Here is a 17621-nt window from a genome sequence, read left to right as displayed (position 1 = left end):
GCTTTAACTCTCCAGATTGCCAATCACCCCATAATCTGAACACATATCACAAAATCGGCACGCATAATTTTGTAATCGATTACTTTAAACTAATTTGTAATCGATTACTTTCTATAAGGAGCTGAATAAAAATGAAAAAACTGATGGTTTTGGCTGGGATGTTGTCCATGTTAAGTGCTGTGCCCTCACAGGCGTCAGCAGCAGGCGTTGAAGATGAAATTGGACTGCAGATGTACACCTTACGTAACGTTGGCACCCCGGCAGAACAGTTTGCCATGGCCCATAAAGCGGGCTTCGAGCACGTTGAGCTGGTAGGCACCCATGGTTTGGAAGCCAAAGAGCTAAAATCCTTATTGGATAAAAATCAACTGACCGTCACCTCATCCCATTTGCAATTAACGGCACTGGAGAGCGACTACGCGCAGACCGTGGCGTTCAACAAAGCGGTGGGTAATCACACCATCGTGGTTCCGTGGATCAAACCGGAAGATCGCCCGGACAGCACCAAAGCATGGATCAACTACGCACAACGCCTGGATAAACTCGGCGCGAAACTGCGTAAAGACGGCATGCAGCTCGCCTATCACAACCATAATTTCGAGATGAAAAAGTACGATGGCGTGACCGCACTGGAGATCATCTTCAATCATTCACGGGCAGAAAATCTAAAACTGGAGATGGACGCGGCGTGGGTTTCACGCGGCGGTCAGGATCCGGCGCGCCTTTTGAAAGAGTATCCGGGACGAATCTATGCGATTCACGCCAAGGATAATGCGTCGATTGGTATCCGCGACGATGAGATGAATTTTGCGCCGCTGGGCGAAGGCTTGCTGGACTGGAAAACCATTCTGCCTGCCGCCAAAGCCAGCGGCGTGAAGTGGTTTATCATTGAGCACGACAAGCCGAAGGATGCCTGGAGCATCATCACCACTTCACATCAGAATCTGCGTGCGGCGCTGGAAAAACTGCCGCATTAAGCGATCAGGCACTGGCGCGCACGATCAGGCGCCAGTCCATCATGACGCGCTCAGTTGGCGATTGCGGGTCGTCAATCTTCTGCAGCAGTAGGCTGAACGCGGTCCGCCCGATATCGCGTGATGGCTGCGCGATGGTGGTCAGAGGCGGAGAGATCATTTCAGCCAGTTCCGACCCGTCAAAGCCTGCAACGGCGATATCTTGTGGCACCTGATGTCCCGCGGCTTGGATAGCGGCCATCGCCCCGGCAGCCAGTGTGTCGGAGACGGCAAATACCGCATCAGGCTGTGTATCTGCGCTGAGTAACGCTTCCATCGCGCGCTTGCCAGCGTTAAAACTCAGCTCACTCGCGTAACTCACCGCCTGCCAGGACAGACCGCGCTGTTCCAGTTCCTGCTGATAACCCTGCTGACGCAGTTGGGCGTACTTATAGCTCAAATCATGATTGATCAGGGCAATGCGTTTGCGTCCGCTGGCCACCAGATGCGCCACCAGCTGGCGCGAAGCATGGACATCATCAATGCCCACACAGGAGATGTCACCGGCATCGGCGTATTCGGCACACTGCACCCAGGGCATGTTGCCGATCAGCTGTGTTAGTTCAGTCAGGGTGGTGAAAGCATCCATGGTGATCACCCCATCAACCATTTTGCCTGCCAGCAGCTGCAGGCTTGAGCGGGAGCGATTGATGTCCGATCCGGAGTTACACAACAGAATGCGATAACCATTTTTCTCGGCCTGCTCTTCGATACCTTTCACAATTTCAGCGCAAAACGGGTTGGAGATATCAGAAACCAGCACCAGCACCATGGAGCTCCGCGCCGTGCGCAGCTGACGGGCTAACAGATTTGGCTGGTAGTTGCTGGCTTTAATGGCTTCCAGCACCTTATCCCGGTTTTTATCCTTTACGGTGTCACTGTTATTAAGCACGCGTGACACCGTGGCCACGGAAACACCGGCCAGCTTCGCGATTTTCTGAATGGACATGATGACTCAACTTCCTGCGTCAATTTCTGAATTGCAGGCTAGCATAAATCAACGCGTGACAATAAGTTAGGCGGGGTGGCTTATGCGGAAGATCAGGCGCGTCGGAACGCGCCTGTGTATCAAATGCTGACGTCGACCCAGCGTTGATCGCGATGGCTTTTTACGATCGCCTCAACGATGGCCATCACCTGCGCGCCGTCGCTGAAGTCAGCAAAGTGTCGTTCATCTTGCGCCGGCATCTCTCCCTTCTCCACCGCCTGATAAAACTGCTGCATCATGGCGCGAAATGCATCTGGCCAGCCTTCGATGTGCCCGCCAGGAAAACGGGCACGGGCGGCAACATCGCGGTTCAACAATGACGCATCGTCCGTCAGGGTTTGATTGGCCTGATGACGATGACCGACCCACAACTGTTGTGGCACTTCCTGATCCCACGCCAGCGAGGCCTGGCTGCCGCTCACCTCCAGATAGAGGCGATTTTTGCGCCCCGCCGCCACTTGTGACACGCTCAGACAGCCTTTACTGCCATCATCGAAACGCAGCAGCACAAAGCCCAGATCTTCCGTATTCACCGGACAATCCTGATACTCAGCCTGCTGTGTCTGCGCGCTGAAGGTGGCCTGACCCGCCAGATTGGCTTTGCGTTTGGGCCAGACGATGGCGAGGTTAGCCATCACCGCCACTATCTTGCGGCCAGTGACAAACTGTACAGTGTCGCACCAGTGAGAACCGATATCCGCTACTGCACGCGATGCACCGCCCTTGTCGGCCTCCACACGCCAGTTGTAATCCGTCTCTTCCAGCATCCAGTCTTGTAAGTAGCTGCCCTGAACGGCAAAGGTGCGGCCCGTTTCACCACTGCGCACCATGCTCGCGGCTTGCTGGACCATGGCAAACTGTCGGTACACGAAGCTGATCCCGTTGACCACGCCTGCCTGTTCTGCCAGTGCCACTAATTCACGCGCTTCGCCCATCGTCATGCAAAGTGGTTTTTCCGAGAACAGGTGCTTGCCGGCGAGTAAAACCTGCTTATTGATGGCGGCATGGAGGTGATTGGGCGTGCAATTGTGCACAGCATGCAGCTCTGGATGCTGTAAAAAGGTGACAATGTCACCATAGGCGTGCGGCACGTGCAATTGCGCCGCCTGTGCTTGTGCTTTCTCCAGCGATGAATCACATAGCGCTACAACATTGATGTTGCCCAGACGCCGCATTGCCTCAATGTGCGCGGGACCGATAAATCCGCTGCCGATAATCCCGACATTAATCATTTACGGCTCCTCCTTAAGTCCGAGTTGCGCACGGATACTGCCGTTGTCATCTTGCGCGGCAAAATCATCGAAGGCGCGGCTGGCGACCGGAATGATATGGCGCTGGATGAATTCAGCTCCTTCCCGTGCGCCGGTTTCCGCATCTTTCAGGCAGCATTCCCACTCCAGCACCGCCCAGCCATTGAAATCGTACTGCGCCAGTTTGCTGAAGATGCTTTTGAAATCAATCTGCCCGTCGCCTGGCGAACGGAAACGCCCGGCGCGATCGATCCAGTTTTGATAGCCGCCATACACCCCGCTGCGGCCATTGCACTGATACTCCGCATCTTTGACGTGGAAGGCTTTGATACGCGAATGGAAGATATCGATGAACTGCAGGTAATCAATGTGCTGAAGATGCAGATGGCTGGGATCAAACAGAATATTGCAACGAGGATGGTGGTTCACCTGTTCAAGGAAACGCTCAAAGGTTGCGCCATCGTGCAGGTCCTCGCCTGGGTGTAATTCGTAACACACATCCACGCCATGCTGATCATAAACATCCAGCACTGGCTGCCAGCGACGGGCGAGTTCCTTAAAGGCCTCATCCAGCAACTGCGGGTTGTGCGGCGGCCACGGGTAGACATAGGGCCAGGCGAGCGATCCAGAGAAAGTGGCATGGGCAGTCAGTCCCAGCTTGCTGGAGGCGGCAGCGGCATGTTTAACCTGCTCGATCGCCCAGGCCGTGCGCGCTTCCCGCTTGCCGCGCAGGTGTTCCGGTGCAAAATTATCAAAGGCAGCGTCATGCGCAGGATGCACGGCAACCAACTGCCCTTCCAGATGCGTCGACAACTCGCTGATGCTGAGGCCATACTGCTTCAGTAATCCCAGCACTTCATCGCAGTAAGTCTGGCTGGTGGCTGCGCGTTGCAGATCAAATATCGCCGGGTGATTGCACGGGATCTGCAATGCCTGAAATCCCAAAGCGGATGCCCATTTCGCCAGTCCGTCCAGTGAATTGAACGGGGCATCAGCGCCGATAAACTGTGAAAGGAAAATGCCCGGACCTTTTAACGTTTTCAAAAAACCACCTCCAGTAACAACAAAAACTCAATCGCGATACTTAAATGTGAACATAAACAACAGGGCAATCACGGCAGCCGCGATCGCCGGAATCCACCAGAACATGCCCCAACTGGCGGCCGATACCTGACCCGCGACCAGATGGTTATACAGTGCGCCAGAAATCTGCGATCCCAGCAGCATGCCGATGCCGTAGGTGAACATCACAATCATGCTCTGCGCTTGTCCTTTGACTTTGTCTCCCGCAATGCGATCGGTGTAGATGAAGCCGACGACAAAGAAGAAGTCGTAACAGACGCCGTGCAGCAGAATCCCCAGCCAAATCAGCGCGCGTCCCTCTTCGCCCATGCCCATGGCAAACAGCGCATAACGCACAAACCAGGCGCACATGCCGACCAGCAGCATGTATTTCACGCCCAGTCGGCGAAACAGCAGCGGAATCACCAGCATGAAGAAGATTTCAGACATCTGGCCGAAGGACATCAGTGAGCTGACGTTTTCAACACCGGCGTCGGCCAGCCAGGAAGCGGTGTAGGCGTAGTAAGTGCCCAGCGGAATGGAAATCAGCGTGGCGCAGAGCGAAAAAATGAAGAAGTGACGGATTTTCAGCAGGGCAAACGCATCAGCACAGAACAGATCGCGCGGTCTGAATGGCATACCTTTAGCAGGTGCGGGCGTATGCGGCAGCGTGAGGCTATAGAGCGCCAGCACCATGGAACAAATCGCCGCCACCGTGAAGACGCTGACACTGGAGGCGATCCCCGTGAACCCGATGAACAGGCCAGCGACAATCCAGCCAATGGTGCCGAACACGCGCACTACCGGGAAACTCTTCTCGCTGCTGGCAAGGCTGTGGAAGGCAATATTATTGGTCAGTGCCAGCGTGGGCATGTAGCACAGCGTGTAGCCGAACAGTAAGCCGATTAGCAGCGCACCGTTCTCGGCAATCATCGCCTGGGGTACGAACCACAAAATCACTGCACCGGCCAGATGCATCACTGCCAGGACTTTTTGCGAGGGGAAAAATCTGTCCACCAGCATGCCGAGAACAAACGGCGAAAGAATGGAGGCAATCGGGCCCGCCGAGAAAGCATCGCCAATCAGCAAGGACATGTTGTGCTGCGTCATCACCAATCCCAGCGTGACCGACCAACTGCCCCAGATAAAGAACTGAAGAAACATCATCAGTGACAGCCGTGGGACCAGCATGCGCTGTATTGCCTGGTCTTGCGCGGTGCCTTGTGTTGCAGCAACCATTTCCAACCCCCAAAAAGTAATCGATTACAAAATGCGAGAAAACAAAAGTAATCGATTACAAAATAGAAATCATCGTGGTTGATCACAAATTTTTACTTATGAGGAAAGAGAGGATTGATGGCTGATGAGTGGGAGATGGCGTAGACCCTATTAGGACTGAGCCGCTTAACGATGAGTTTTTTGGTTTTTTAAAACAATCGAGCAACTCCAGGCGCAAAACAGGTCAGGGTTTGATCTGAGCAGTTTATGCCTTAACTCGTTTTTTTGTGTAGCTGAAGAGTAGCGGGCTACTTTAATAGTGACTTTAAACACCCTTAAACAAGGTTTTAGCCATTAAAAGACTTTATAAACACCTTTAACCAACTCGCGCTACAATTTTTACTTTAAAAGCATTATAATGAGCTCATAATCTTATTTTATGACGCCAGGAGGTTTTAAAATGTCTCTTAACCTCTTCTCTGAATCTGAGATGATTGCTGAACTTGGGCTGCGTCTCAAAGCATATCGCCTTAAGCGCAATATGCTGCAGAAAGAATTGGCTGATAACGCCGGGATTTCAGTTTCCGCACTGAAAAAGCTGGAAAATAACGGTAAAGTGACGCTTGAAAACTTTATGAAGGTCGTGTTTGCACTTCGTCTTGAAAGAGAAATGATGAATTTGTTTACGCCACCCGCATTAAGCATTGCGCAGGTTGAAGCGCTCAACGCCCCAGGCCGGCAAAGAGCAACGAAGCGTAGTTCAAAAAAATCAACCCTTTCATCTTCCAAACAAGGACCCCTTAACCATGAATCCTAGTTTTTCGGCTCTTCAGCGCCTGGAAGTCATGTATGAAGGCTGGGGAGAACAATGGAGCATGGGCGTGCTGGCGGCAGGCAGGCAGCGTGGCGAGTGGCTGTTCGAATATTCCGAGCAAAGTCTTCAGCATGGCATTGAGTTTTCGCCGCTGCTACATCCACTTGCTAACACAACATACGCAAATTTTGAACGTCATCAGGAAGGCATACCGGGCTTTATCGCGGATTCGCTCCCCGACGGTTGGGGACGTTTATTGATGGATCGCCTGTTACGCCGTAACAGTATCGAACCCGCACGTTTGTCCATACTTGATCGGCTGGCAATGCTGGGCAGCAACATCATGGGTGGATTGACCTACCGTCCGGTATTAGATATGCCAGGCCAGCAAGGAAATGCGCAAAATATTGATGATTTGATTGTTCTTGCGCGGGAAATTCAGGTGGAAGTGGCTGGTCTGGATTCCGATATATTACCCGAACTGGTACGTCTGGGCGGTTCACCACATGGAGCACGTCCTAAAGCGTTGCTGGAGTTTAATCCTGCCAGCGGTAGGATGAGCTCTTACCCTGCAGAAGGCTGCGAGCCCTGGTTAATTAAATTCCCTGCCGCACAGGAAGAATCCTGGGTGTGTGCGCTGGAGGAAGTCTATGCACGTATGGCACGGATGTCAGGTATTGATTTTCCGGAAAGCCACTGGTTTGCCTTGGGGAATGGCTTGTCCGCTTTTGGCGTCAAACGCTTTGATCGTATCAATGGCATGCGGATCCCTACTCTGAGCATGGCTGGAGTGCTACAAGCTGATTTTCGGCTGCCGTGCCTTGATTACAGCGATATTCTGCGTGCAACTGCGATGGTGACACGTTCAGTAAAACAGCGTGAGGTTCAGGCCCGTCGTATGGTATTTAACGTCATCATGAACAACCAGGATGATCACGCGAAGAATTTCGCTTTCACACTCAATGAAAATAAAGAGTGGCAAGTCTCACCGGCGTACGACCTGACCTTTCAGAGCGGTCCGGGTGGCCAGCACCAGTCATCTGTAGTGGGTTATGGCAGCAGTATCTCTCGCAATTCATTGCTTAAGGCTGCCAAGTCTGTGGATATTAGCGAGAAAAACCTGAATCTTATTATTGAGGAAGTCAGTGATGTTGCCCGGACATTTGTTCACACCGCCAACGCATTGGGAGATATGATTCCGGCTACGGTCATCAAAGCAATCGATGCGCAAATACAAGCCAATCTTAGAGCGCTTTAACAGCGTAGGATGCGGAATGACATCAATCTGACCGCTCCATGGATTCATGATTGCGCTTTTACACGCATATAAACATCTAGCTTGCTTGATATTCACTGCCAGAAATTTACACGAGTAACCTCTCACCACGCAAAATTGAGCCCCTATCCATCATAGCTATCTTGTAAACCGTTAAGATGATTATCAGTGACGCATCGTGAGGTTATCTGCACGAGTGAACGCTTTATCCGGTTATTAATTAAGTAGCCATTAACGTTAGCTTCCTCCGCACCGAGGGTCGTGACAATCATTGTGACCGGGTAACATAAGTTTTTCTGCGTCCACATACTTAAAAATATAACCAAACGCTAAAATCACTGATGGTTAAAATAGAGTTCATAGCGCAATTATCGACTTCTCAACGCCTGGCACACCCCGAATTTTTGAGAAATATCTAAAAATTGACACTTTGCGGGCTTTATTCTTGATATCTGATGTGTTGTACTTCTGCCAAGAGAGTAACATCGATATACTCTTCCCTAATTTGTTATCTACTGCACCACTTAATTTATTTCGTTCAGCGACAAAATATTCAGGAGAAGTTCATGAGTGATTCACTTAAAGCGTTAAACAATATCCGTACGCTTCGCGCGCAGGCACGTGAAGTGCAGCTTGCCGATCTGGAAGAAATGCTGGAAAAATTCACTGTTGTCGTGTCAGAGCGCCGTGAAGAAAACAACGCCAGTGAAGCCGCCGTGCGTGAAAAAGAAGAGAAACTGGCTAAATATCGTGAACTGCTGCTGCAGGACGGTATTGACCCGAACGAACTGCTGGGCGCCTTAACGCCGACCGGTAAGACTCGCGCTAAACGTGCACCACGTCCGGCTAAATATAAATACACAGAAGAAGGCGTTGAGAAGCACTGGACCGGTCAGGGTCGCACACCCGCTGTGATTAAAGCCGCTGTTGATGCCGGCAAATCTCTCGATGATTTTCTTATCTAATCGGGCTTTCCCCGTTTAATTTGAGTTATCGAACATTTCTGGTGGGTGTTCCGCCCACCAGAATGTAAATACTGATTGATATCTTCGCTCTCTCCCGCTTATAAAGATAATGACGAGGTTAACTATCAACTATTGTCATAGTCATGTTCAAATCGCCCATCCCTGACTTTAACAACGCATAATAATGAGTGCGCCGCCATGACATTGTTCTGCCTTACTCAGGTTTAGCTCGCCTTAAAATCAGGTTAAATTCCCGATCCGATTCCAGACTGGTATTATTAAAACCCTCACACTGATGGCGATGCGGGCAGATAGATTCAATACCCTATTATGACGTGACAGGCGTTGTTTTGTGCATTCGGTCACATCGCGTTCTTCGCCACCTATTTAGCCACGTCGTTATTTCAATCATGCCTATTCTTACAGAAATTTTCTGGGTGCCTGGTGGGGATGCGCTTTTGCGCCTATATCTCGCTCAGATAACCTTATAAAGGGCGATATGTGACTCAATGCGCGGCAGGAGTGTGGTTGATTGCAGCACGAACATACTAACCATTCATTCAACCGGCTTCTGCACTATAAACACTTGATGACCAGCAAACGAAAGTGACGTACCCGGCTGAGGCCAATCACCCATCAGACAAAAGCCGTGGTGCACAAATGCCTGCAGCCAGGCTTCACGCGAAAGAGATAACGTGAACGGCAAATTATGCCCTTCTGTTGCCTGCTGCAGCACCGCAGCGGCAGTTATCCACCTCAGCGAGGAATCTTGTGTGGGTTCCACCACAATCAGTACACCTTCAGGTTTTAATGCATGCCAGATGCCCTGGAGCATGGCTTCGAGGCCTTGAGTTGTGTGCAATACGTTGGTTGCCAGTACGGCATCGAGTTGTGACGATGGACAACCTGGCCACTCCCGCAATGATTGAAGGTCACCATGGTCAGTGTTTGCGTTAATTTCCAGCACCTTAGGACAATCACTCCCCTGCATTGCCGTTTGTAGCAGTGAGGCGGTAATCTGGCCGAGGTAATCCGCCAGTATGCTCTTTTGATGCATCGCTGGATAAAGGGGGCAGCTCTCGTGCGGTGATAATTGGCTGGATGCCAACTCGGGATAGCGCATCACCGCGCACAGTGAGTGCTGGTCTGCGAATAATGTGTTGAGGAAAGCCTCTCCCTCAACGTGCCAATCGAGACAACGGCGCAGACGAATTTTTGCATCGTCGATACGCTGTTCAATGGAAGGCAGACTCGGGGCACAATCGCCAGCAAACCAGCGCTGATCGCGCTGCTCCACTATCCCTTCCTCTTCCAGAATGTCGTGCCATTTTTCCAGCATAAACTGAAAACAGTCGGCAATCCCTGCTCGCTGGCGCGCATCAGCAATCAGCCAACCTTCAACGGAGATAAAAGAGAGTTCATGTAGGAGTTGCCAGATCATTAACGGCGCCATTGACTCGCTCTCCGTCTGGAAAGCAGCCAGTGAAGCAATCATTTCAGGCATCGGTAATCGATGCGCAGCCTGATGCCCTGCCCGTTGCCAATCTTCATATTTTGATGAGGCAGCAGTAGCGGGCGAAAAATGGCTGTCCGTCTGTGAGTTCGCTACGCCCTGATGCGCGCTTTTATCTCCATTCATAACCACTCCAACGATCAAATGGGGTGTGAATTCATCACATTCTTTGTAGGGGTAAAATTGGCTTTGCTAATGATGCGTGCAATTTTAAGCCTTAACCCTGTAAATGATAATCATTATTATTCATCGTACAAATAAAATTTATAACACTTCACCCGATCTGTTTGTTGAAAACAGAGTCATGAAGCAAAGGAGAAAAGGTGAGTTCAGAGGGGAAGGAGGTTTAGATTGGTCAAATGATGGCATCCAAAAATCTTTAAGAGAGTGACGATTTTTGCCAGAAATGCATGAATGAGAGTCGTTGAGAATAAACTTTATAAGCGCAGCGTAAATAACCAGTAAACTCTTTATTTACAATAGCGTGTGGTGCCAAATTTCAATTTGAAAATAAGAAATGCTGGAAACACAATTATTTAAGGGTATCGGTAGGGGTTCAGATATGCCACACTGTATTTTTATACAGAATGTGGAGTCACGGTGAAGCATGATGGCCAGATCACACACGAGATATTGGCGCTGTTAGGGAGCACTGTGTCAGCATTTATTCGGGAAGGTTTAGCTTTAGAGGCGCACGAGATTTCACAAGCCCTGCAAAAACTCAAAGATAATGAAGCGGATTCAGTTTTAAAGGAGAAATACGAAACGCTTATCCGCTTACTTTCTAAAACGATGCACTGATTCATGCTCGCTATAAAAATCAGGCATCAATCATCCGGAGTGACACCCACCACAATTTCAAGGGTCTGGCGCAAGATGTGGGCTTCCGAATCATCCTGAGCGGATTCAAGTGCTCGAATTAAACTGATGATAATGGCTTTGTTCGTTATCTGTCCTTCAGATGCCAGCACATTACGGATGATGACACCTAAAACTGTCGCCTCATCTTTCAAACCCGGGCCCGCATTGCGGAAACGTTCAGCCAGTTCCTGATCGGCAAGCGCAGAAAAAATGTCTTCTGAAATATGCATGATTTGATTCCGAGCTTTGATTTGTCATGGATTAAACACGATTAGAATCAACGTGAAAATCAGTGCTTTCTGTTATTACCTGAGTGATGCGAGTCCGTATACAAGTGCTGGACTGAGTTGATTCCCTCAGCTCGTTGTTGTTTGGCCCGCTCTCCCTCGGCAATGTTCTTTCTCACCTCGACAATGGTCTGGGCGATCAATTGCCGCCTGTCAGCATCATCTGACTGGTCTTCCATAACCTGAAGTTGTTCGATGAGTGCACGGAAAGAAACAGGCCCCGCTCGCTGGAGCAGAATCAGTGTGGCTTCACCGAGAATTTCATCGACTAACTGCTGATGTTCACTTCTATTCATATACTTCTCTGATAACGGCATCTGCATGGCAATTCTGCTGTAAACAGACTGCAAATTGCAATTTCTGTCACGGAGCCAGGAATCATTCTCATACCATGCAAATTCAGAACGGTAATGTTGTACAACTTAGGCCTGAATACTGAATCACTCATCCCGATCGAAAAGCAGTCCGATAAGCTGATGATAGTGGTGTTCCTCTTCAGCGTTGGAGGAAATTTCCAGACGACGAAGTAACTTGGTGCAGAGTGATTTACGGTTCAGATTCTTTCCCTCTCGCAGGATTTCTACCACGATCTGACCCAATGTTTCTTGCTGAGAAGGCAAAGAGGCTTTATTAAAATATTGTGCAATAGCTTCTGAAGAGTTCGGAGTGTATCCATTCTGACGCATGTGTTAACCCTCTCATGTTGGGTCAGGCTAATGGCCTGATAAAGTTGTACAGTTATTGCAAAATCTGTACAAAAATATAGTAAAAGTCAGGTGCCCATTTTTTTGCAAAAAGTGCTATGGGCTAAGAGGAAATTCGCCAAACAGAAAAATCTTAATCATCTGTAACGACAAGTATTTTGAGCGGATCTTAATATTTGAGTTAAGTACTCTCGCTACTTTTTAATATTTTCAACTGACAATAATGTGATGCTGTCAGAGCTTTCACTCAGACGCCGTAACGGTGAGCTGCTGCGCTTATCTTCTGACGAGGGTTGCCGATAATCGTTCAACCAGTCAATCGCAGCCAAAACGGCTTGTTTACGCTCTGGCGTATTCGCCTCGTCGGCCATGCGATGCAGTTCCTGATTTAATTGAATAACACTGATTTTTTCACGGCGGGCAAGAATCTGATAAGCAGCCTCGCCTAAAATTTTGTCTGAATTGTCCATTGTTTTACCTCCTGAGAATCGGGCTTACGCTGAGTCCTCAGGATCTATTTTAGCTGATGAGAAATTTGGGTTAAACCTGGCGCAGAATTTATGCGCCATTCAGGGTTTATCCAGAGGCAATATATTCTTGCCATTATCAGGCGTTAACGCCATTGCTGTCAGTGATGAGCACAATGACAAACCCATGAAGAATTTATGTGGATGAACCCTGCAATAACAAGGAAAGCACGATGACAAAAACACAATGGATCCTGAGCCAGCTTACGCGGAAACTGTGGTTCAGAAGTTCCCTCTTTGCTGTTCTGGCGGTGATGACAGCCCTACTCGCCATCGTGATTAAATCCTTTATTCCTTCAGGAATTACCGGGTTAATCGGCACGGATGCCGTGGATAAAATCCTGGGTATTCTGGCTTCCAGCATGCTTGCGGTCACCACCTTCTCACTCAATATTATGGTGTCAGCCTATAACACGGCGAGCAGCAGTGTCACGCCGCGCGCCACGCGTTTACTTGTAGAGGATCGGACCACGCAGAATGTGATGGCAACGTTCATCGGGTCTTTTCTTTATAGTCTGGTGGGCATTGTTGCACTGAGTATGGGGGCTTACGGATCTCAAGGACGTGTCATCCTGTTCTTTGTCACGCTGGTTGTAATTGTGATGATTGTGATTACGTTGTTGCGATGGATCCAGCATCTGGCGCAGTTTGGTCGTATGGCTGAGACTTCCCAACGTGTCGAAGAGGTCACTCAGGCTGCGCTGGTTAGTCGGTTACAAGACCCTTATATGGGCTGCTCTCCCTGGCATGTCTCCGATGAACTGCCGGACTCATTGATACCGATTTATGCTGAAGAAGTGGGTTATCTGCAACATATTGATTTCAGTATGTTGTCTGATTTTGCTGAAGCTCAAGGGATCTACCTGTATGTTGCGGTTCAACCAGGCGCCTTCATACATTGCTCGACTCCCCTGGCCTGGCTTAAGACATCAAAAAGTCTTGCTGCTGAAACGGTAAAAGATGCGTTCACAGTTGATCAGCAGCGTTCTTTTGATCAGGACCCGCGCTTCGGGTTGTGCGTTTTGTCTGAGATTGCGTCACGAGCACTCTCTCCGGCAGTCAACGATCCCGGGACTGCCATTGATATTATTGGCAGACTGGTCAGGCTCTTTTGCTTGCGCGTGCAACCTGACATTGGCGATACCCGCTTTCCTCGTCTCTTTCTGCAAAAACCGTCCATTCAGGATATGTTCGATGACGCGTTTGCCGCTATTGCACGTGACGGTGCAGGCATGATTGAAGTACAAATTCGCCTGCAGAAAGCGTTTATCGCATTGGCACAATTTAATGCTGCCAGGTATGGGTCTGACGCCAGGCGTCACGCGGAGCGAGCCATTGCCTTTGCCAGTGCCGCTATACCGATTGAGACGGATATAGAGAGACTCAGAACGTTGGCCAAAGGCCTTCATCAACCTTAATGTCAGGGATGGGCAAGTGACTAATAAAACGTCATGTCCTCATACGGTTGTGCCATGCATGCATTTAATCTGCTTTCCAGATCACCGACATGGAGTTCCAGCTTGTGGCCGTCCGGATCGAGGAAATAGAGTGATTTGCCCTCACTTTTGTTGACCTTCCACTCTTTCACGCCTGAAGCTTTCAGCCTTTCGGCAAAAGCTTCAAACACTTCATCTTCAATGCTGAGAGCATAGTGCGTGTAATCTTTACCGATGGAAACGGCATCCAGTGAGAGGCACAGCCAAAGCTCACCTATCGAGAGATAAGCGCCATTCTTCCATTGTGCGCGGGGAGTGAATCCCAGCGTCTCAACATAAAAGGTGAAACTCGCAGAGACATTGCTTACAGCAAGGGTGATGTGATTCAAACCGGTCAGCATGTTGAACTCAATACAAGAAGTTGAAGCGCTAATTTAGCACAGGCGATGCGATGGAATGCGGTTGTCACGCGAGTCGCTAAGCAAACTTCTGCAGAATTCTTATCGCCATTTCCATGCCCTGCTCACGCTCGGCATCGTAGTGATGACCATCGTTTTGCGCTTCCTGCAAGACATCAATCAGCGACTGAACGGCGAACTCGCTTTTTCTGCCCAGAACTTCCAGCACCGCGCCGCCGATCTCATTGCAAATGGCTTTTCCTTCCGCGTATTTGTTTTGCTCAGACATGACTGTCTCCTTCGTGAACGTTAAGGTATTCAAACTCGCCATTAGTAACATGGACAGTGGCGAACTTCATTTCATTGCAGAAATGAATCCCGTTAAAGCACCATTGCCAAAAGCACAACACTCAATAACAGCACATAAATTCGCGCATGCCAGACATCCGGCACAGCGGGAATGTATCTTTGTGCAACCAAAATGCCGATTAACCCTGTGACCACCAGCAACATAACAATTTTGAGACTAATAAATCCGAGGAAACCACTTGCCGGAATTATTTGCCAGCCGCCGATGGCATAAGTGATGGTGCCACATAGCGCTACCGGCAGCGAAAGCGGATTGGCAACGCTGATGCATTCCCGCATCGGATAGCCATGCCGTCGCAATAGCGGTACCGTCATGACACTTCCACCCACACCCAACATCGCAGCAATTGAACCGATAAGTATGCCGCCGCCTGTCACAGTAGCTCTCGATAGCCGGCGTGACGTGCTACCACTGAAGAAACCTTTACGAAGCAGGCAATCAGCAATCGTGACCAGCATATATAGGGTAAACAGTGAACGAACCCACTCTTCGCTTAACATTCCTGCCAGCCATGATCCGACCACCGCACCTATAGCGATAAACCAAATGAGGGGAAAACAGGCCTGTACTGCGATGACACCCGCTCGCCAGTTTCGATAGCTCACCCACCCAGCGTTAAATATCATCACCGCCGTGGAGGTGGCGACGGCAATATGCATCGCATTGCCTGCCATTTCGGGCTGCCCACGCAACAACTGATAAACAAATGGCACGACGACAAAGCCGCCACCAAAACCAAACAGCACCGTAGTCACGCCAGTGGTAAAACCAGCCAGCACAATCAAGAGAATATCGCTCAAGGGACGTTCCACTTATAAATAAAGCCATAGCCTAACGCTCGCATGACCCACTTCCCATTTGAGCAACGCTCAATTACCCTTGCCAATCGGTCATAAGGAGTGAACGTGCGCAACACAAGCATTGACGATGTCGATTGGATAGAACGTGATGTGGTCGCGATGGGGAATGACTATGCGCAGGGGTTTGTACTGGCCCCCCACCAGCACCGCCGGGCCCAATTGCTTTATGGCGCAACGGGGCAGATGCATGTATCAACTCAGGACGGAGAATGGGTCGTGCCGCCACAGCATGCGGTGTGGATCCCGCCGGAAACCCTTCATGCGGTGAAATTTGTCGGCGTAACGACGCGAAGCCTGTACATCACACCTGCGTGCGCAGCACGGATAAGTGACCGCATTCGCTGCGAGGTTATCAGCGTATCGCCCCTGTTACGTCAGCTGTTGCTGGACGCAGTGGATTTGCCGCTGCTTTATGGCAGTGAACGTGAATGCGCGCTGATCAACTTGCTGTTACTCGAGCTGGGAGCGATGCCTGCGCGAGAATTGAACATTCCCATGTCAGTGCTTTAATTCCGCGTACAGGTACCATACATCGAAGCACACTGGTTAGGTCTGAGAAGCCTAAAGGGTCTCTAAACGAAGATGGTGTTCAAAGCAACGGTGCGGCATGTGTAGATGCATCATCTAAGATTGAACATTTAATTCTTCAAGAAAGGGGGATTAATTTGCGCTGATGCCCTTTTTTCGTTGGCGTAAATAATTGCAATCATTAGTTCATCTGCCAACTAAACCTCTAGTATCTAGTGATTTAACCGTCACTCCCATCCGCTACTGCTACAGTATCTACTTCATAAAATGTGATTCCCACATGTGCTGTAGAATATTGCTTTTAGCTGATATCAAATGCAATAATCTTAAATATTTTGTGAATTTTCGGATGCTACAAATGAAGATCAGTGCGCTTACGGAACGAATTTCATTAAAAATAATTAGTTTGATCGATGCTGGTGAGATACTCGCCGGTGCTCACCTGAGCGTTCCTAAACTTGCTGAAAATCTGGATGTATCACGTACTCCTATACGTGAAGCATTGATGTTTCTCGAACATAAAGGAATTCTGGAGCAAAAGCTCAATCGTGGTTTTTTTGTCAGTAATGACTATGCCCCACAGAAACGCGAAGAAGAGTTAGTCCCTGATGGCCCCGATTTGCCTGAATATTACCAATTAGCTGAAGATTGGCTGCAAGACAAAATCGAAGCCGAAGTGACTGAGCTTTTTTTGATGAAACGCTATGAACTGACTAAAAGCCAGCTATCAACCATTCTCGCGCGTGGGATTAGCGAAGGCTGGGTTGAGCGTAAACAGGGTTATGGCTGGCGCTTTTTACCCGTGGCCAAAACAAAGGCGGCTTTGGAGCAGATTTTCAGCTTCCGCATGGTCATAGAACCGATGGCCATCCTTGAGCCGACTTTCAATGCTCCTCAGGAAAAAATTAACGACATACGGCGTGAGCTTGAAATGTTGTTGGAATCGGGCATTGAACGTTTATCGCCGACTCAGCTTCAGATGGCAGGCTATCGTTTCCACGAAACTATTATCAGCTTCTCAAACAATCCTTTTTTTGAGATTTCCCTGCGTAACGTAAACCGCATGCGTCGATTGATGGACTATCGCATCATGGATGACCGAAGCCGCTACTATGCCGAAGTTAAAGACCATATGCGTATTCTAGGGATGATTGAGGCCGGACAACGTATAGAAGCGTCATACACGATGAAGCAGCATCTTTCAGTCGCGTTAGAGAACAAAAAACGGCGTCGGATAAGCGCAGAAGCAGAATGAAAAAAGGCTCACTTAGTGATAATGCCGATCAGTTAAGACAAAAATGATCGGTTGAACGATCCGGCAGTTCTGCAAGAATCCGTAATCTCTCAGGGATTACGGATTTTTTTATGCTTCTCAGTCAGGCTCTCGATATCGTTCATAAGTTTACGCCTCAGGAATTCTCGGGGCTTTCCGATCTCCTTTCTCCTGAACTCATTGACGAGTGTCTCGCTGATACCGGGACAGTGACGTTACGAAAGCGCCGTTTATCGATGGAAATGATGGTCTGGGCTGTAACCGGCATGGCACTTTTT

The 17621-nt window shown here is 49.4% G+C and carries 20 protein-coding genes and 1 pseudogene; 9 read left to right on the top strand and 12 right to left on the bottom strand.

The window, feature by feature from the left end:
- The first annotated feature begins 131 nt into the window (after positions 1-131).
- Positions 132-977, top strand: coding sequence for a sugar phosphate isomerase/epimerase (locus tag FD744_RS22730; RefSeq protein ID WP_160869549.1), 846 nt, complete (start codon positions 132-134; stop codon positions 975-977).
- 4 nt (positions 978-981) lie between these two features.
- On the opposite strand, the gene FD744_RS22725 is transcribed toward FD744_RS22730, so the two are convergent.
- The 4 genes from FD744_RS22725 to FD744_RS22710 form a co-directional block, all read right to left on the bottom strand.
- The gene (locus FD744_RS22725; RefSeq protein WP_160869547.1) at positions 982-1962 is read right to left on the bottom strand and encodes a LacI family DNA-binding transcriptional regulator; all 981 of its coding nucleotides are present in this window, start codon (positions 1960-1962) and stop codon (positions 982-984) included.
- 119 nt (positions 1963-2081) lie between these two features.
- Complete coding sequence (locus FD744_RS22720; protein WP_160869545.1) at positions 2082-3233, bottom strand: Gfo/Idh/MocA family protein; 1152 nt, start codon at positions 3231-3233, stop codon at positions 2082-2084.
- Positions 3234-4295, bottom strand: coding sequence for a sugar phosphate isomerase/epimerase (locus tag FD744_RS22715; protein WP_160869543.1), 1062 nt, complete (start codon positions 4293-4295; stop codon positions 3234-3236).
- Positions 4296-4322: 27 nt separating this feature from the next.
- Positions 4323-5552 (bottom strand): MFS transporter, encoded by a 1230-nt coding sequence (locus FD744_RS22710; RefSeq protein ID WP_160869541.1) that lies wholly within the window; start codon positions 5550-5552, stop codon positions 4323-4325.
- A gap of 439 nt (positions 5553-5991) precedes the next feature.
- On the opposite strand from FD744_RS22710, the gene FD744_RS22705 reads away from it, so the two are divergent.
- The 3 genes from FD744_RS22705 to FD744_RS22695 all read left to right on the top strand — a co-directional run bounded on the left by FD744_RS22705 (position 5992) and on the right by FD744_RS22695 (position 8586).
- Complete coding sequence (locus FD744_RS22705; protein WP_058962462.1) at positions 5992-6348, top strand: helix-turn-helix domain-containing protein; 357 nt, start codon at positions 5992-5994, stop codon at positions 6346-6348.
- A complete protein-coding gene (locus FD744_RS22700; RefSeq protein ID WP_160869539.1) occupies positions 6338-7603 on the top strand; it encodes a type II toxin-antitoxin system HipA family toxin in 1266 nt (421 codons plus the stop codon). The genes FD744_RS22705 and FD744_RS22700 overlap by 11 nt, the downstream gene beginning before the upstream one ends.
- Positions 7604-8187: 584 nt before the next feature.
- Positions 8188-8586, top strand: a complete 399-nt coding sequence (locus FD744_RS22695; RefSeq protein WP_045816870.1) for an H-NS family nucleoid-associated regulatory protein — start codon at positions 8188-8190, stop codon at positions 8584-8586.
- A 556-nt stretch (positions 8587-9142) separates the two neighbouring features.
- Here the strand turns inward: FD744_RS22695 and FD744_RS22690 are convergent.
- Positions 9143-10225: a hypothetical protein gene (locus FD744_RS22690; protein WP_160869537.1), complete on the bottom strand. Its 1083-nt coding sequence runs from the start codon at positions 10223-10225 to the stop codon at positions 9143-9145.
- 474 nt (positions 10226-10699) lie between these two features.
- Here FD744_RS22690 and FD744_RS22685 point away from each other — a divergent pair, with 474 nt between their 5' ends.
- Positions 10700-10900: a hypothetical protein gene (locus FD744_RS22685; protein WP_160869535.1), complete on the top strand. Its 201-nt coding sequence runs from the start codon at positions 10700-10702 to the stop codon at positions 10898-10900.
- A 26-nt stretch (positions 10901-10926) separates the two neighbouring features.
- Here FD744_RS22685 and FD744_RS22680 read toward each other — a convergent pair whose 3' ends face one another.
- The 4 genes from FD744_RS22680 to FD744_RS22665 all read right to left on the bottom strand — a co-directional run bounded on the left by FD744_RS22680 (position 10927) and on the right by FD744_RS22665 (position 12421).
- Positions 10927-11190: a biofilm development regulator YmgB/AriR family protein gene (locus FD744_RS22680; protein ID WP_034827656.1), complete on the bottom strand. Its 264-nt coding sequence runs from the start codon at positions 11188-11190 to the stop codon at positions 10927-10929.
- A gap of 59 nt (positions 11191-11249) precedes the next feature.
- On the bottom strand, positions 11250-11570 hold the full coding sequence (locus FD744_RS22675) for a hypothetical protein (RefSeq protein ID WP_237449445.1): 321 nt from the start codon (positions 11568-11570) through the stop codon (positions 11250-11252).
- Positions 11571-11687: 117 nt separating this feature from the next.
- Positions 11688-11933 carry a regulatory protein YcgZ gene (gene ycgZ, locus FD744_RS22670; protein ID WP_058962457.1) on the bottom strand — a complete coding sequence of 82 codons (246 nt, stop codon included), beginning with the start codon at positions 11931-11933 and terminating at the stop codon, positions 11688-11690.
- 212 nt (positions 11934-12145) lie between these two features.
- Positions 12146-12421, bottom strand: coding sequence for a hypothetical protein (locus FD744_RS22665; protein WP_160869533.1), 276 nt, complete (start codon positions 12419-12421; stop codon positions 12146-12148).
- 230 nt (positions 12422-12651) lie between these two features.
- Between FD744_RS22665 and FD744_RS22660 the strand changes: the two genes are divergently transcribed.
- Positions 12652-13896: a DUF2254 domain-containing protein gene (locus FD744_RS22660; RefSeq protein WP_160869531.1), complete on the top strand. Its 1245-nt coding sequence runs from the start codon at positions 12652-12654 to the stop codon at positions 13894-13896.
- Between the two features lie 20 nt (positions 13897-13916).
- Here the strand turns inward: FD744_RS22660 and fos are convergent, their stop codons facing one another.
- From fos to FD744_RS22645, 3 genes are all read right to left on the bottom strand, one after another.
- Positions 13917-14315 (bottom strand): fosfomycin resistance glutathione transferase, encoded by a 399-nt coding sequence (fos, locus tag FD744_RS22655; RefSeq protein ID WP_160869529.1) that lies wholly within the window; start codon positions 14313-14315, stop codon positions 13917-13919.
- Between the two features lie 76 nt (positions 14316-14391).
- The gene (locus FD744_RS22650; RefSeq protein ID WP_034827661.1) at positions 14392-14601 is read right to left on the bottom strand and encodes a hypothetical protein; all 210 of its coding nucleotides are present in this window, start codon (positions 14599-14601) and stop codon (positions 14392-14394) included.
- 92 nt (positions 14602-14693) lie between these two features.
- Positions 14694-15482: a sulfite exporter TauE/SafE family protein gene (locus FD744_RS22645; RefSeq protein ID WP_160869527.1), complete on the bottom strand. Its 789-nt coding sequence runs from the start codon at positions 15480-15482 to the stop codon at positions 14694-14696.
- A 105-nt stretch (positions 15483-15587) separates the two neighbouring features.
- On the opposite strand from FD744_RS22645, the pseudogene FD744_RS22640 reads away from it, so the two are divergent.
- The 3 genes and pseudogenes from FD744_RS22640 to FD744_RS22630 form a co-directional block, all read left to right on the top strand.
- Positions 15588-16040, top strand: a pseudogene (locus FD744_RS22640) (AraC family ligand binding domain-containing protein); the annotation flags it as partial.
- A gap of 388 nt (positions 16041-16428) precedes the next feature.
- Positions 16429-17325: a GntR family transcriptional regulator gene (locus tag FD744_RS22635; protein ID WP_160869523.1), complete on the top strand. Its 897-nt coding sequence runs from the start codon at positions 16429-16431 to the stop codon at positions 17323-17325.
- Between the two features lie 110 nt (positions 17326-17435).
- Positions 17436-17621: transposase domain-containing protein (locus FD744_RS22630; protein WP_202403470.1), on the top strand; the 186-nt coding region annotated here is incomplete at its 3' end.

It is taken from the genome of Pantoea sp. Taur, assembly GCF_009830025.1.
Taxonomy (GTDB): Bacteria; Pseudomonadota; Gammaproteobacteria; order Enterobacterales; family Enterobacteriaceae; genus Pantoea; species Pantoea communis.
Note: the sequence above shows the minus strand (reverse complement) of the source record. Positions and strands in the feature narration are given on the sequence as shown.